The organism is Pseudoalteromonas sp. SWXJZ94C, from assembly GCF_015864385.1.
Classification (GTDB): Bacteria; Pseudomonadota; Gammaproteobacteria; order Enterobacterales; family Alteromonadaceae; genus Pseudoalteromonas.
The window spans coordinates 69,569-84,413 of the sequence record NZ_JADYXF010000012.1 but is presented as its reverse complement, the minus strand read 5'-3'; the positions used below and the strand labels follow the sequence as shown (position 1 = coordinate 84,413).

Genomic DNA, 14,845 nt, shown 5'->3' with positions numbered 1-14,845 from the left:
GAAGATGTTGTCAGTGTGAAAAGCAGTTCAGGTTAGGTGGTGACTTGATTTGAACTGTTTTTATTTTCGCTACAATCCACGTAATATTATTAATAAAGCTACAAGTATTAAAGTAGCAAACTATATCTTTATATTGTGTGTGAAGATGTTGTCAGTGTGAAAAGCGGTTCAAGTTAGGTGGTGACTTGGCTTGAACTGTTTTTATTACTTACTAACACCCATATAATATTAAATTGCCTGAGTTAAAGGCAGAAACAGAATCTTTATATTGTGTGTGAAGATGTTGTCAGTGTGAAAAATGGTTCAAGTTAGGTGGTGACCTAGCTTGGACTGTTTTTATTATTAAGACATAACTGCATAATACATATTTAATACATATTTAATACAATTTAAATATCTCATATAAAAAGCCCCGTAAGCTAATACTTACGGGGCTTTTTTAGTTAATTTTTTATATGATATTGTTGCTTTAATTTGTTAATTTGAATTTTATGAGAAACTAAAAACTGATCAAACTTCTTAACTATCTCAGGATACTCAATAGACGATAATGAAAATGTTTGTAGATCCACAGACAATTGATTTTGAAAATAAACGGGTCGGATTAATTTAAAGTATTTAACGATATTATAATCAAGTACGTCGTTGGATATATAAATGCACTTTACGCGTTCTTTCAAAAGTAACTCAATTAATTCCATCACATTGGCTGTTTCTATTAACTCTATTTTTTTACTGTACATTAGTGATTTAAAGCTTTGCGGTGTAAACCCTCTTACCGTGGCAAAACTCACACACTCACTAATAGTAATTTTTTTATTTAAGCTTGCAATACCCGTTTTCGTTTCAACTATAGGCCGTGAATAAATAATATCATTAACATCCATAAATGAAGCTTTATAACTTGGTTTCCATTTAGGGTTATCTGGGTATTTAAAATCAACATGGCGGTGTTCTATAAACTCTTTGTAAAGACGGTTAATAGGCAATGCATAAAACTCAAGTTCAAACTCGTGCTGCTGCGCAAACAAAGTAAGTAATTTTTCGCTAAAGCCATAATAGTCAGCCTTATCGATACCGCTGCCGTCATAATATGGGAGATATTCAATGTTCTCAACACCCACTACATAGTGAGTAGCCGACCTTGCATTGCACATAAAGAGCAGCATAACGACAGAGAAATACATAAACTGCTTTAGTATTTTTTCTAATTGATTCATTTACAACCTAAATTAAATAATGTGTGTGATAGTTGTCGATGTGAATTTTAACAAGTTTGCAACGATTTTCATAAACCTATTTTGTTTTATGCAAAAAAAAGCCTGATTAAAAAATCAGGCTTAACTAGATTATTGGCTTAGCTTTTGTCTCTTGGTACAAAATCTAATACGGTTGCATTTATACAGTAACGATCACGACCTCTTGGACCTTCACCAGGAAATAGATGACCTAAGTGAATACCAGTGCTTTTTGAACGAAGCTCTATTCGAGTCATACCCCAACTGCTGTCGTCGTGCTGAGTAACGCTGTCTTTTACTGGATGTGTAAATGAAAGCCACCCTGTTCCAGAATTAAATCTATCGCTTGTATCAAACAGCTTTTCTCCACTTAATTTATCGACAAAAGTACCATCGGGTGTATTTTTAAACTCTTTGTACTCTTTGCAATAAGGTCTATCTGTTCGCGCATCAAATGCTACTTTATAAGCATCGCTGTTACCTAGCTTAAATGCACCTAACGATTTATAAAACTCTTCAGGCGTTGCATAACCTTGTCTGCCATATACTTCTACACCATTTTCTAAAAATAGAATGGTCGGTGTTGCCCACGTTGCCGACTTAATTGTTAAACCTTTAAGCTGATCCGCATGACGAAATGTCATTGGTATAGTGCCTTTATAGTCATTTGCTACTGCCTTTTTAAACTTTTCACAGTATGGGCAATAATCACGTGAGTCTAATACCACTATTTGTTTACCTGTTAATAAAGCAGCGTTATCAACTTTTTCTACTGGCATTTTATTAAAAACCACACCAGTTGAATGATCTGGACAGTACCCTTTAGGATTTTTTTCCAAATAATTTTGATGATATTCCTCAGCCGAATAAAAGGCTTCTAGAGGTTTGATCGTTGTTTCTATTTTTCCATAGCTTGCGCTCGTTAATAGCTGCTGATACTCAGATTTAACTTTTTCTGCTACTTGCGCTTGCTTTTGCGTTGTTGTTAAAACAATTGAGCGATATTGTGTTCCAACATCGTTACCTTGGCGATTTTTTTGCGTAGGATCATGGCTTTCAAAGTAACTTTTTAAAAGCTCTTCAGCTGAAATAATATTACTGTTGTACATCACCTGTACAACCTCAGCGTAGTTGTTATCGTCAAATCGACGAGATTGATCGGTAATGTTACGGTATGTGGCTTTAAAGCCATTTCCATCAGCGTAACCCGACTCTGCATCTATAACACCATTTAGTGCTTCGTAGTGCTTTTCGGCTCCCCAAAAACAACCTGAACCAAGTACAATAGTCTCTACATGCATGGTTGCTTCTACATTACTGTGTTCTACTTTTTCCATAGATAAAGCAAAACTGCCAGCGCTAAATAAAATAGCAGCGCCCGATAAATAAAATAATTGCTGGTGTTTCATAAAATACCTCTTAAACAAGTGCGTGCTAATTAAGACCTAACTATCTTAATTTTCATTTCAACCTAATTACTTATTTAGTACGAAATTAATCTTATAAGGTTTATTTTTAGATAGCTTTTGATCAATTTGGGGGGGATTTTTACATTCAAAGATTAAATTTAAGGAAAGCTTGTTCAAATAAACTAATGTTTATGCTCATTAATTTACAATAAGCAGATTAATAAACAAAACATACTTAACTTAGTCGCAATGGTGTGATTTATTTAATAAAACTATGTTAGGTTTGAGTTATCTAGTATTAATAGGTTTATATATGAACCCTGCGCCTCAAACTTATGCATTAAGCAATAATAGTTTACTGCTTGATGCATCGCATTTAGATACAAATAATATATTAGCTATTCAAAAAAGAATTTGGGCTTTAGCTAGTCACTGTAAAAACAGTGGTGAATTTATTGATTTAGTTCCGGCAATGAACTCGCTAACTCTTTATTTAAAATCAGAAAAACATTTAAATAAATGGCTGCAAACCTTACCAACGCTCTGGGACGATATTGCAAGTAGCTTCTTTACAGGCAAGCATCACTTAATTGAAACCACATACAATGGTGAAGATCTCAATTATGTAGCTAACTATCATAATTTAAGTGTGGCTGAAGTTATTAAGCTTCATAGTAAAACGCATTACCATGTTTTATTTTTAGGGTTTCAGCCTGGTTTTGCTTATTTATATGGCTTAGACGAGCAATTATACACACCAAGGCGCGATGAACCGCGTATTAAAGTCCCTAAAGGATCTGTTGCTATTGGCGCAACGCAAACTGGTATTTACCCTGCCGATACACCGGGTGGCTGGCATATAATAGGTCATACAGATATATCTCTGTTTGATTCGACCTCTGAACAACCTTGTTTAATTCAACCAGGCGACACGCTTGAATTTGTTCCTATTAATATAAAGGGGGCTACTCATGATTAAAGTACTCAAAAGTGGTGTACAACTTACCATTCAAGATTTTGGCCGCGCTGGTTACCGCCATTTAGGTGTAAGTAAAACGGGTAGCTTAGACCCCTATGCACAAATAATTGCTAACCGGTTACTTAACAACAATGACAGCGATGCCGTTTTAGAAATAACGGTTGGTTTGTGCGAACTTGAATTTACCTGCGATACAGTTGTTGCCCTTTACGGCGCTGATTTACAGGCAAAGCTTGACGGAAAAGCAATTTACCCAGGCTGGACTTATGCAATAAAAAGCAAACAAGTACTTAGCTTTGCAACCGGTAGAGCTGGCTTAAGAGCTTATTTAGCGATTAAAGGCGGCGTACAATGCAATGAAATTATGGGGTCTAAATCTACAGATTTAAACGCGTGCTTTGGCGGTCTACATGGGCGAGCTCTTACCAATAATGATGAAATACCTATTACGCCCTATCAACAAGAATTTGTTGAAGTAGGTGCTATTCCTCTTCCGCAACGCAAACTTATACGTTTACACCCAAGTCCTCACGTTAACCTGTTAGGTCAGTCGCTACTTAATACCTTTGCATCAACAACATTTAAAGTCAGCACTAACAGCAATCGTATGGGAGTAAGGCTTGAGCACAATAAAAATAACTTGGTGCACTGCCACTCGTTGCCGTCGATGGGTGTAAGCCCTGGGAGCATTCAGTTACCACCAAATGGTGAGCCAATTGTGCTGCTTAATGATGGGCAAACAACTGGAGGTTATCCGCTTTTAGGAACCGTTATTGAAGCCGACCTACATCAATTCGCTCAATTTAGACCTTTAGATACGGTCGAATTTGAATACGTTACTTTTGAACAGGCAACTAAAGCTAAGCAAAAACTTGATGGGCATTTACATCAATTAAGCCTTGCACTTAAAAATAACCTATAAAAATAAATAGGAAAACTATGTTCGATTTAAACTATTGGCCACTTATTGGTATACCGGTTGTGGTGGTTGGTTTTGCCTTGAGGTTTAACCCTTTATTAGTTGTTACATTTGCAGGATTAGCGACGGGTTGGGCGGTTAACCTCGATTTTATTACGCTACTGCAAACCTTTGGCGAAAAGTTTATGAACTCGCGTCAACTTGCAAGCTTTGTATTAATTTTGCCTGTTATAGCTCTGCTTGAGCGTTATGGATTACAACAACGCGCGCGCGATTGGATTTCACAAATTAAAACAGCCACCAGCGCACGTATTTTAACATTTTATTTTATTGTTAGAGAATGCTCTGCGGCTCTAGGATTACTCTCCTTAGGTGGGCAAGCTCAAACCGTACGTCCACTTTTAGCGCCTATGGCATTGGGAGCGGCAACAAACAAATACGGCGAACTTCCAAAACCCGTAAAAGATATGATTAGCGCTCATGCTGCAGCAGTAGATAATATTGCGATGTTTTTTGGCGAGGATATATTTATTGCCTTTGGTGCGGTACTGCTTATGGACGCATTTTTAAAAGAAAATGGTATTGCAGGCATAGAGCCTCTTCATATTGGTTTATGGGCTATTCCGACAGCTATAAGCGCATTAATTATTCATTTATTTAGATTAGCTCGTCTGGAAAGCAAAATAGCCAAAGCGATTGAAAAATACAACGCTGTGGAGTCTTCAGTATGAGTAAGTTAATCGACACCGATGTAACTCAATCAACCACTGCCATTGTCACTATTGAAAACGTTTATTTACTTATAGGCGTTATGGTAATGTTTTTAGTTGTACGAACGTTGCAAGACAAGCAACACCCTAAAAAATTAACAACCGCTCTATTTTGGTTTTTATTTGGTAGCAGTTTTTTATTCGGTGATTTATCGATTGCTCTATTTGGTGCGCCAATGACATATTTAATAGTTGGCATAAGTATTATAGTCATTGCGCTACTGGCGGGCTGTAATTTAGTGTCAATGGGAAGCTATTCAGTACTAACTGATGAGCAGCAAACTAAATCATCAAAACGATTGGGTAATAAGCTCTTTATACCGGCATTAATGATACCCGTAGTAACCGTAATATTTACTGTATTACTCGATGGCGTAGCTATTAATGATTTATATTTACTTGATCAACGTCACTTAACGCTCGCTTCACTTACGATAGCTTGTTTGCTGGCGTTATTAGTAGGTTGGAAAATCACGGGAGGAAGCCCAGTCGAGGCTGTTAGCGAATCGCGCCGTTTAGTCGACTCAATTGGTTGGGCTGCTATTTTACCGCAAATGCTAGCCATGCTCGGTGGTGTATTTATCGTCGCGCAAACAGGCGATTCAATCAAAGAATTAGTTACTTTGTTTATCGCGCCTGATAACCGCTTTATGTTGGTTGTTTTATATTGTGTGGGAATGGCGTTTTTTACCATGATTATGGGTAATGCGTTTGCTGCATTTCCGGTAATGACGGCAGGTATTGCGATGCCATTTTTAATAGAAGGTCACGGCGCAAGCCCTGCACCTTTAGTTGCGCTGGGTATGTATAGCGGCTATTGCGGTACTTTAATGACCCCTATGGCAGCTAATTTTAATATCATTCCTGCGGCATTATTAGACTTAAAAGATAAGTATCATGTAATAAAAGTACAAATTCCTACGGCGGTTACTCTTCTCGTCGTCAATATTATTTTAATGTATAGCGTGGTGTTTAATGACTAAATCAACTTCTTCAATGCCGTGTGTTTTAATCACCGGCTTTGCTCCATTTGGTGGCGAAACAGTTAACCCGTCATGGCAAGCAGTGCAAAAACTCGATGAAAGCATCATTATGAAACACCGTGTTTGTACTCTTGAACTGTCGTGTGAGTTTAATACTTCTATCAAAGAGCTTCATCAAGCAATAGAGTCACATAATCCCAAAGTGGTTATATGTATTGGACAAGCTGGTGGGCGCAGTGAAATATCAATTGAGCGTATTGCAATTAATATTGATGATGCTCGCATAAAAGATAACGCAGGCAATCAACCTATCGATATTCCTATAGAAAAAAATAGTCCTGATGCCTATTTTACTAACCTACCTATAAAACGCGTACTGCAAGCATTACATAACAGTAATATACCTGCTGCAATTTCAAATACAGCCGGTACGTATGTCTGCAACCATGTAATGTATGGGCTTATGCATTACATTAATGAGCACTACACAAATATGAAAGGCGGCTTTGTACATATTCCTTATTTACCGAGCCAAGCAGTGCACCACCATGGTGCGCCCAGTATGAGTGAAGAAACCGTTATAAACGCACTTAAAGTGATAATAGCGCAAGCTTTGAGCAATGATGTTGATGTTAAAATAGCCGCCGGAACCACACACTAACCGCTTTGGTGCACCAATTTTCACGTTGGTGCATAAATTATTCTTAATTAATTGTAAAAGCAGTGTGACTTGAGTAATTTTTTCTGATAAAACAAGGTTTCGCAGTACAGCAAATTGGCTCTACTGCACACATAATAGGAATGAGGAGTTACTATGTGTTCAATTTTTGGGGTATTAGATATTAAATCTGATCCCGCTCAGTTGCGTACCCAAGCAATTGAAATGTCAAAACTGCTTAGACACCGTGGCCCGGATTGGTCTGGTGTATATGCATCTGAAAAAGCTATTTTAGTGCACGAACGTTTAGCCATTGTTGGCGTATCAAGTGGTGCACAGCCTTTATATAATCCAGAAAAAACCCATATTTTAGCGGTTAATGGCGAAATTTATAATCATAAAGAGCTAGCTGCTAATTTAGAAACAGATTTTACTTTTCAGACTCAATCAGACTGTGAAATTATTTTAGCGCTTTATAAGCAAAAAGGTCCTGACTTTTTAGATGACCTAAATGGTATTTTTGCATTTTGTTTATATGACGAAGAACAAGACGCTTACCTAATTGGTCGCGATCATATCGGTATTATTCCGCTTTACACTGGTCACGATGAGCACGGTAACTTTTATGTTGCCTCAGAGCTAAAAGCGTTATCGCCAATTTGTAAACATATTGAAGAATTTCCTCCAGGTCATTACTTGTACAGTAAAGATGGTAAAGTTACGCCTTATTACAAGCGTGACTGGGAAAGCTTTGATGCAGTTAAAAATAACAGTGCAAAATCAGAAGATGTTAAAGAAGCATTAGAAGCCGCTGTAAAACGCCAACTAATGTGTGATGTACCTTACGGTGTACTACTTTCTGGTGGTTTAGACTCATCTGTTATTTCGGCAATTACACAAAACTTTGCTGCAAAACGAATTGAAGACAACGATGAAAGCGACGCTTGGTGGCCAAAACTACATTCTTTCTCTGTTGGTCTTGAAGGTTCACCTGATTTAGCTGCGGCTCAAAAAGTAGCAGATATGATTGGTACTATTCATCACCCGATTTTGTTTACAATTCAAGAAGGGATTGATGCGTTACGTGAGGTGATTTACCACATAGAAACCTACGATGTAACAACTATTCGTGCATCAACACCAATGTATTTAATGGCTCGCCAAATTAAAGCAATGGGCATTAAAATGGTGTTGTCGGGCGAAGGCGCTGATGAGCTATTTGGTGGCTACCTTTATTTCCATAAAGCACCAAACGCACAAGAGTTTCATGAGGAGCTAAATCGCAAAGTATCAAAGCTTCATATGTTTGACTGTTTACGCGCTAATAAATCTATGGCGGCATGGGGCGTAGAAGCACGTGTACCGTTCCTTGATAAAGAATTTGTTGATGTCGCTATGCGTATTAACCCTGAAGCTAAAATGTGTAAAGATGGTAAAATTGAAAAACACATTTTACGTGAAGGTTTTGAAGGCTACTTACCTGATGAAGTTTTATGGCGTCAAAAAGAGCAGTTTTCTGATGGTGTAGGCTACAGCTGGATTGATACATTAAAAGAGTTTGTAAATGAGCAAGTAAGCGATCAAGAGCTTGCAAATGCGAAATTTAAATACCCTATTAATACGCCAGATTCTAAAGAAGCATATTACTATCGCTCAATTTTTGAATCTCACTTCCCAGGTGATGCATCGGCTAAATGTGTACCGCATGGTAAGTCGGTAGCGTGTTCAACTCCTGAAGCACTTGCATGGGACGCATCGTTCCAAAATAATGCAGATCCTTCAGGTCGTGCTGCAGGTATTCATAACGACGCCTATGCAAGCAAAGGCTAAACGCGTTAATTGTACGCTGCATAAATCATTTTTATTTATGCAGCGTTTTATTTTTCATATTTCAGAGCGAACTGTTTTTTCATACAAAAAAAATAACTTAGGCGGCTCTAGCGCATTAATTGTTATTTATAAGACCGGTTTAACCTCAAGAATGATGCAGCGCATTGCCGCAACAACTCATCACCCTGCTACCGTATTTTTAAACAAAGCTGATACAAACAAACCCATGTGTCAAATTCGCTGGTTTAATCAACTTAATGAAATTAAACGCTGCGGACACGGCACGCTCGCTGCAGCAAATTATTTATTAGAATCGCAACCTTATTGCCCTAAAGTGTTTATTTCAAATAGTAACGAACGATTTTTAATTAAGGTTAAACGCACCGCTGCACAACTTGAGCTACTAACAATTAATGCCACTACATTTACTGCTGATAAATTACTACAAAGCATTATTAATACGCCTATTAAAGCTGCGTTTAAAACTGCACCTAAAAATGGTTATACGGTGATTTTAATAGATGAAGAAGTGAATTTAAAAAATCTTGATGTTGATATTAATGCTATTGAGCAATCACAAAAAAACGCGGTAATTATTATGCAAATAAAAAGTGCTAATACGCAGCAGTCTAATGTTTACTTTCGCTATTTTGCGCCGCAATTTGGTGTAAATGAAGATAGTGCGACAGGTTCAGCCGTATCTGTTATTGCCCAAGTCGCTTTTAGACTATCAGGTTTAAAGTCGGGATTGCTTATTCAGCAATCAGCCAGCGGCGCTTTGCTTAACTATGCGTTAAACAAAAGCCGAGTACTGGTTTATTAGAGCATGTTTATTAGAGCGTGTTTATTTAAGTCAATATGAAGCCTTATGCGGGTCTTAATAAGCACAAGGCAAAATAACCTTGATCATCTTGCCAAGTATTTTGTAATGTAAGCCCTGCTTGCCCAGCAAGCTCTGTGAACGACTCTACGGTATACTTATGTGAGTTTTCAGTATGAATACTCTCACCTTTTTTAAAGTCTATTTGCTGAGCGTTAATAGTAACTGATTGGTCGCACATGCTAACTAAGTGCATTTCTATTTTGCTATGTACTTCGTTAAAACGTGATTGATGCCCAAATTGAGTTAAATCAAAATTTGCATTTAACTCATTATTAATTCTCTCAAGTAAATTTTTATTAAATGCTTCGGTTACGCCAGCTTTATCATCGTAAGCATCAAGTAATACTTGGCGCTCTTTTACTAAATCAATCCCTATTAACACATAACCATTTACACCACATAACCGGTGAAAGTTACTCATTATTTCGATGGCTTTAACAGGTGAAAAGTTACCAAGTGTAGAGCCTGGAAAATACACCAAGTTAGTTTGGCTGTCTAAAGCAGTATCTTTAGTTAACTGCTTAACCATTTGACTATGTGTAAAGTCACCTAATAAAGGTGAAATGGCGAGTTCAGGAAACAACGGTGATAAATGTGCTAATGAATAACTTAGCATTTCTTCAGATATTTCAAATGGAACAAACGTTTTTACGTTTGCCATATGCGCTAATAAATACGCTACTTTTTTACCGGAGCCACAACCTGGTTCAATAATAGAGAGGTTTTCAGGGAGCATTTGTGCAATTGCTTGTGAATATGCCTCTAAAATAGAAAGCTCAGTGCGTGTTACATAATACTCTTGCAGGGTTGTTATTTGTTCAAACAACGCAGCGCCTTTGTCATCATAAAAATATTTACACGGAAGCGTTTTTTGTTGTTGAGTTAATCCGTCTATAACGTCATTTAAAAATTCAGTGTCGGTTATATTAGTTTGTTTTATTGCTGTTACTTGACTCATATTTTATCCTTCGCCAGTCTTATTCCACTACACATCCACGCCTGATGCGGATAATAAAAGTTTCTGTACGTATTACGTAAATGATTTTGAGGGGTAAATACACATCCGCCACGTAATATCATTTGATTAGTCATAAATTTGCCATTGTACTCACCCGCTACACCTTCTATTGGTCTAAAACCAGGGTATGGTAAGTATGCGCTGTTTGTCCATTGCCAGCATGAATCTGCCAATTGCGCTATCTCGCTTAACCCTTTATGGGGAGTTGGCATAAGCTGATTATGTACTGCACTCTCAACGTTGCTATTTTGGGCTGCATATTCCCATTCAAATTCGGTGGGTAATCTTGCATTCGCAAAATTTGCATACGCACTTGCCTCAAAGTAACTAACATGGCAAACCGGTGCATTTAAATTAAGCGGCTGTAATCCATAATGTGTAAATTCAAACCATTCGTCATTTATACAGTGCCAATATAAAGGATGGCTCAAATTATTAGTTTGAATATTTGCCCAACCGTCACTTAACCAATACTGAGGGTTGTTATAAGCACCGCTGTTTATAAATGCTAAATATTCTGCATTAGTCACTAACCGATTAGCAAAACTAAATGGGTGTATTAACACTTGGTGTTTAGGTTGTTCGTTATCGTAAGCAAATTCAGTCTCGCTTTTGAAATTAATATTGGTCCCCATATCTGTACCAATATTAATTATTGCTTGTTCAAAATCGACAAAATTGATTGGCTTTACACAAGGCTTATCAGTTAATTTGAGTGGTTTTTCTGACTCGTATGTTGGGAAAAGCGGATTAACCGAAAAGTTATATTTAATATCCATAAGCATGAGTTCTTGATGTTGTTGCTCATGATTAAGTCCAAGTGTAATTATTTGCTTAAGTGTTTCGCTGGTGTCTGACTGCAATAATTCAATAACGGCGTTATCAGCATACTCTCTATATGCAATTACATCATCTAGATTTGGTCTAGATAAACTGCCTCTATTAGAGCGCGTAAACTGCTCGCCAATACCGTTGTAATAAGAATTAAATAACACTTTAAATTTTGGGTTAAATAAAGTGTATTGAGTGCAATGCGCTGTTAGTAAAAATGTTTCAAAAAACCACGTTGTATGGGCAAGGTGCCACTTACTTGGGCTAGCATCTGGCATTGCTTGCAATTGGCAATCCTCGGCTGATAACTCTTTTACGATAGCCATACTTTGGCTGCGAACAGACTTAAAGTAATAAGCGAGTTCATGCTCATTATAATTTTTTTTAATGTGAAAATTCATAGTAATACTTTAGTCCTTTGTCTATTCTTAGTTAAAATATAGCTTACTGTAGTGTTAAATCATATTCATATTACAATCTGATTAAAGGTTTTTATTAACGTGTAAATCAGGATGCTTAATATACATATTTAAAAAATATTTATAAAAAACTGATCTAATTTCACATTAATACAGTAGCCATTACTTTAAGTAACAAACTAAATTTTAATGCTCGCTGAATTTGATTTTTATTTTTGTAAAGTAAAAAAATCGTAAGTATGGCTATAATATCAGCGTTTTAAGTACAAAATCATTTACATTTAATATTTAACTCATACACTAGTAGCTGTATGATCACGCTTCAAATTAGTTAGTCTTCAAATAAAATTAAGCATCTATTCTTACTTTGTATTTAAAGATTAATGTAATTAGATAGAACCCGGTTGTAAACCGGCTTGTTAGGACAACAAAAGAGGTATTGCATGAGCGAAAATCATGACAAGTATAGTATTGACAATACGGACTACACCGTAGGTCAAGACAATGTGCAAAAATGGGGGTTTGATATACATAATCCTGTTTTTGGAATTAGTGCGGGCCTGATTGTCATTTTTTTAGTCGCCATTCTCGTTACAGATCCACAAACTGCAAAATCTGCACTTGATGGTGTAAAACTCGATATTATTAATAATTTTGATGCCCTATTTATGTGGGCTGCTAACTTCTTCGTTATTTTTTGTTTAGCACTTATAGTTTCTCCTTACGGTAAAATTCGCTTAGGTGGCGATGATGCTAAGCCTTCATATTCTCGCGTATCATGGCTTGCTATGTTATTTGCTGCAGGCATGGGTATAGGCTTAATGTTTTGGGGTGTTGCTGAACCAGTTGCTTACTTTACTGGCTGGTACGAAACACCACTGAACGTAACACCTAATACACCAGAGGCTGCAAAACTAGCAATGGGCGCTACAATGTTCCATTGGGGTCTGCACCCTTGGGCTATTTATGCTGTAGTTGGCTTATCTTTATCATTTTTTACTTACAACAAAGGTTTACCTCTTTCTATTCGCTCAATATTTTATCCAATATTAGGCGATAAAGCATGGGGCTGGCCTGGTCACATCATCGATATTTTAGCTGTACTTGCCACGTTGTTTGGTCTTGCGACTTCTTTAGGTTTAGGAGCACAACAAGCATCTGCGGGTATTAACCATGTATTTGGTCTTGAGGGCGGAATTGGCTCACAAATTTTAGTTATTGTTGGTGTAACAATGCTCGCTATTATCTCGGTTGTTCGTGGTATTGATGGCGGTGTTAAATTACTCAGTAACGTGAATATGCTTATTGCTTTTGCACTACTTATATTTGTTTGTTTAGTTGGTTTTGCTGTTGCTGTGGGAAACATTCCTACTACCTTTATGGGTTATGTAGAAAATATCATCCCGTTAAGTAACCCACATGGTCGTGAAGACGAAACATGGATGCATGGCTGGACTGTGTTTTACTGGGCTTGGTGGATTTCTTGGTCACCGTTTGTAGGTATGTTTATAGCACGAGTATCACGCGGTCGTACTATTCGTGAGTTCTTAATTGCGGTATTACTTATTCCTACATTAGTGACTGTGCTATGGATGTCGATTTATGGCGGTATTGCTATTGATCAGGTTGTACAAGGCGTTGGCGCGCTTGGTACTAATGGTCTAACCGATGTACCTATGGCTATGTTCCAAATGCTTGATGAACTACCTATGTCGAACATTTTATCGGTAATTGCTGTTATCTTAGTATTGGTGTTTTTTATTACTTCATCTGACTCTGGCTCATTGGTAATTGATTCAATTACTGCTGGCGGTAAAATAGATGCACCTATACCACAACGTATATTTTGGGCATCTATTGAAGGTGCTATTGCAGCTGCTTTACTTTGGATTGGTGGCACACAAGCAATTGAAGCACTACAAGCGGGTGCAGTATCAACCGGCTTACCATTTACAATTGTGTTGTTATTTATGTGTGTTAGCTTAATTTTAGGATTAAGAACAGAACCCCGTCTAAATAAATAATACAGACTATAAGTTACAAAAACGCCGCAAATTTTGCGGCGTTTTTTTTATTTAAATTATTACTTATTAATAAAAGTCAGTTATACCAACTTGCTTAAATATGGGGTTATTTAACGACGTTATAGAGTGATTTAATTCGCTAAATTGTTCAAATACTTATACTGATTGGTACTATTCCCACAACTCCGAAATGGGTGTTTCTAATTTGTAATGATGGCTTAACTGCGCTTGTAATAATTCAGCCGTTGCTAACGCATCTGTTAAAGCATTATGATTTTTATAGGCTGGTAATGAATAACGCTCACGACAGTGCGTTAATCTAAGTGAGCCAAGGTTTGTATTAAATAGCTTACCTAATAAACCCTGCCTTGCTTCTAACGCTTTTCGCTCGATATCCATAGTATCAACAAGTGCAAACTCAATACCTTCTTTAAGCCTTAATAATAATGCATTATTTAAAAATTGACGCTCTATTGCAGCGTAATGCACAACAACGACTTTCCCACTTAAAGCCTGAAGTAACGGCTCAATAATTCTATTAAAATCAGGTGCATCGTCAACTTCTGAGTGTGTTATTCCATGTATTACAATAGATTCTTCATGCAAATTTCGACGTGGTTGAACAACCCAGTGTCTGCTGTGTTTACAGTAAATACGTTGAAAATTAAACGGCACTAAACCAACACTGACTATGTCGTCGTTTTTACTATTTAAGCCCGTAGTTTCAAAATCCATTGCAACAAAAGGAACATCCTTAATTGCAGCTAAGGGTTGATTAAATGCTGACGAGTAAAAGTTTTTTAACACTTTATTTTCAGTACTATTTATTAGCTGTTCATAGCGAGTTGACCAATCTATAACCGCACTTTTTTTAAAAACCATAG

Annotated in this window: 13 protein-coding genes; 8 read left to right on the top strand and 5 right to left on the bottom strand. The window is 37.0% G+C overall.

All coding sequences use genetic code 11. The features are described 5' to 3' along the window. Window positions 1-443: 443 nt before the first annotated feature. Both I6F65_RS07195 and msrA read right to left on the bottom strand, forming a co-directional pair. On the bottom strand, window positions 444-1,220 hold the full coding sequence (locus I6F65_RS07195) for an amino acid ABC transporter substrate-binding protein (RefSeq protein WP_166110942.1): 777 nt from the start codon (window positions 1,218-1,220) through the stop codon (window positions 444-446). A gap of 137 nt (window positions 1,221-1,357) precedes the next feature. Continuing rightward, window positions 1,358-2,647, bottom strand: coding sequence for a peptide-methionine (S)-S-oxide reductase MsrA (msrA, locus tag I6F65_RS07190; protein WP_024612438.1), 1,290 nt, complete (start codon window positions 2,645-2,647; stop codon window positions 1,358-1,360). A gap of 313 nt (window positions 2,648-2,960) precedes the next feature. Between msrA and pxpB the strand changes: the two genes are divergently transcribed. The 7 genes from pxpB (at window position 2,961) to I6F65_RS07155 (ending at window position 9,609) form a co-directional block, all read left to right on the top strand. Further along, window positions 2,961-3,626, top strand: a complete 666-nt coding sequence (gene pxpB / locus I6F65_RS07185; protein ID WP_166110939.1) for a 5-oxoprolinase subunit PxpB — start codon at window positions 2,961-2,963, stop codon at window positions 3,624-3,626. Next, complete coding sequence (locus I6F65_RS07180) at window positions 3,619-4,548, top strand: biotin-dependent carboxyltransferase family protein (RefSeq protein ID WP_166110936.1); 930 nt, start codon at window positions 3,619-3,621, stop codon at window positions 4,546-4,548. The genes pxpB and I6F65_RS07180 overlap by 8 nt, the downstream gene beginning before the upstream one ends. Before the next feature lie 17 nt (window positions 4,549-4,565). Next, window positions 4,566-5,276 carry a DUF969 domain-containing protein gene (locus I6F65_RS07175; RefSeq protein ID WP_024612436.1) on the top strand — a complete coding sequence of 237 codons (711 nt, stop codon included), beginning with the start codon at window positions 4,566-4,568 and terminating at the stop codon, window positions 5,274-5,276. Continuing rightward, window positions 5,273-6,298 carry a DUF979 domain-containing protein gene (locus I6F65_RS07170; protein WP_166110931.1) on the top strand — a complete coding sequence of 342 codons (1,026 nt, stop codon included), beginning with the start codon at window positions 5,273-5,275 and terminating at the stop codon, window positions 6,296-6,298. The genes I6F65_RS07175 and I6F65_RS07170 overlap by 4 nt, the downstream gene beginning before the upstream one ends. Further along, window positions 6,291-6,959, top strand: coding sequence for a pyroglutamyl-peptidase I (gene pcp / locus I6F65_RS07165; protein ID WP_197112202.1), 669 nt, complete (start codon window positions 6,291-6,293; stop codon window positions 6,957-6,959). The genes I6F65_RS07170 and pcp overlap by 8 nt, the downstream gene beginning before the upstream one ends. A 153-nt stretch (window positions 6,960-7,112) precedes the next feature. Next, the gene (asnB, locus tag I6F65_RS07160; protein WP_024612788.1) at window positions 7,113-8,786 is read left to right on the top strand and encodes an asparagine synthase B; all 1,674 of its coding nucleotides are present in this window, start codon (window positions 7,113-7,115) and stop codon (window positions 8,784-8,786) included. Next, entirely contained in the window at window positions 8,770-9,609 is an 840-nt protein-coding gene (locus tag I6F65_RS07155; protein ID WP_231613129.1) for a PhzF family phenazine biosynthesis protein, read from the top strand. Before asnB ends, I6F65_RS07155 begins: the two co-directional genes overlap by 17 nt. Before the next feature lie 43 nt (window positions 9,610-9,652). On the opposite strand, the gene egtD is transcribed toward I6F65_RS07155, so the two are convergent. Further along, window positions 9,653-10,627 carry an L-histidine N(alpha)-methyltransferase gene (gene egtD, locus I6F65_RS07150; RefSeq protein WP_166110928.1) on the bottom strand — a complete coding sequence of 325 codons (975 nt, stop codon included), beginning with the start codon at window positions 10,625-10,627 and terminating at the stop codon, window positions 9,653-9,655. After that, window positions 10,624-11,919: an ergothioneine biosynthesis protein EgtB gene (egtB, locus tag I6F65_RS07145; protein ID WP_197112200.1), complete on the bottom strand. Its 1,296-nt coding sequence runs from the start codon at window positions 11,917-11,919 to the stop codon at window positions 10,624-10,626. Before egtB ends, egtD begins: the two co-directional genes overlap by 4 nt. 461 nt (window positions 11,920-12,380) lie before the next feature. On the opposite strand from egtB, the gene I6F65_RS07140 reads away from it, so the two are divergent. Continuing rightward, a complete protein-coding gene (locus tag I6F65_RS07140) occupies window positions 12,381-13,961 on the top strand; it encodes a BCCT family transporter (protein WP_166110922.1) in 1,581 nt (526 codons plus the stop codon). Window positions 13,962-14,132: 171 nt separating this feature from the next. On the opposite strand, the gene I6F65_RS07135 is transcribed toward I6F65_RS07140, so the two are convergent. Beyond that, the gene (locus tag I6F65_RS07135; RefSeq protein WP_024612793.1) at window positions 14,133-14,843 is read right to left on the bottom strand and encodes a 3'-5' exonuclease; all 711 of its coding nucleotides are present in this window, start codon (window positions 14,841-14,843) and stop codon (window positions 14,133-14,135) included. Window positions 14,844-14,845 lie beyond the last annotated feature (2 nt).

What these genes read in the sequence shown, in the direction of transcription:
- I6F65_RS07195 (WP_166110942.1), bottom strand. Translation starts at nt 1,220, where the DNA reads ATGAATCAATTAGAAAAAATACTAAAGCAGTTTATGTATTTCTCTGTC.
- msrA (WP_024612438.1), bottom strand. Translation starts at nt 2,647, where the DNA reads ATGAAACACCAGCAATTATTTTATTTATCGGGCGCTGCTATTTTATTT.
- pxpB (WP_166110939.1), top strand. Translation starts at nt 2,961, where the DNA reads ATGAACCCTGCGCCTCAAACTTATGCATTAAGCAATAATAGTTTACTG.
- I6F65_RS07180 (WP_166110936.1), top strand. Translation starts at nt 3,619, where the DNA reads ATGATTAAAGTACTCAAAAGTGGTGTACAACTTACCATTCAAGATTTT.
- I6F65_RS07175 (WP_024612436.1), top strand. Translation starts at nt 4,566, where the DNA reads ATGTTCGATTTAAACTATTGGCCACTTATTGGTATACCGGTTGTGGTG.
- I6F65_RS07170 (WP_166110931.1), top strand. Translation starts at nt 5,273, where the DNA reads ATGAGTAAGTTAATCGACACCGATGTAACTCAATCAACCACTGCCATT.
- pcp (WP_197112202.1), top strand. Translation starts at nt 6,291, where the DNA reads ATGACTAAATCAACTTCTTCAATGCCGTGTGTTTTAATCACCGGCTTT.
- asnB (WP_024612788.1), top strand. Translation starts at nt 7,113, where the DNA reads ATGTGTTCAATTTTTGGGGTATTAGATATTAAATCTGATCCCGCTCAG.
- I6F65_RS07155 (WP_231613129.1), top strand. Translation starts at nt 8,770, where the DNA reads ATGCAAGCAAAGGCTAAACGCGTTAATTGTACGCTGCATAAATCATTT.
- egtD (WP_166110928.1), bottom strand. Translation starts at nt 10,627, where the DNA reads ATGAGTCAAGTAACAGCAATAAAACAAACTAATATAACCGACACTGAA.
- egtB (WP_197112200.1), bottom strand. Translation starts at nt 11,919, where the DNA reads ATGAATTTTCACATTAAAAAAAATTATAATGAGCATGAACTCGCTTAT.
- I6F65_RS07140 (WP_166110922.1), top strand. Translation starts at nt 12,381, where the DNA reads ATGAGCGAAAATCATGACAAGTATAGTATTGACAATACGGACTACACC.
- I6F65_RS07135 (WP_024612793.1), bottom strand. Translation starts at nt 14,843, where the DNA reads ATGGTTTTTAAAAAAAGTGCGGTTATAGATTGGTCAACTCGCTATGAA.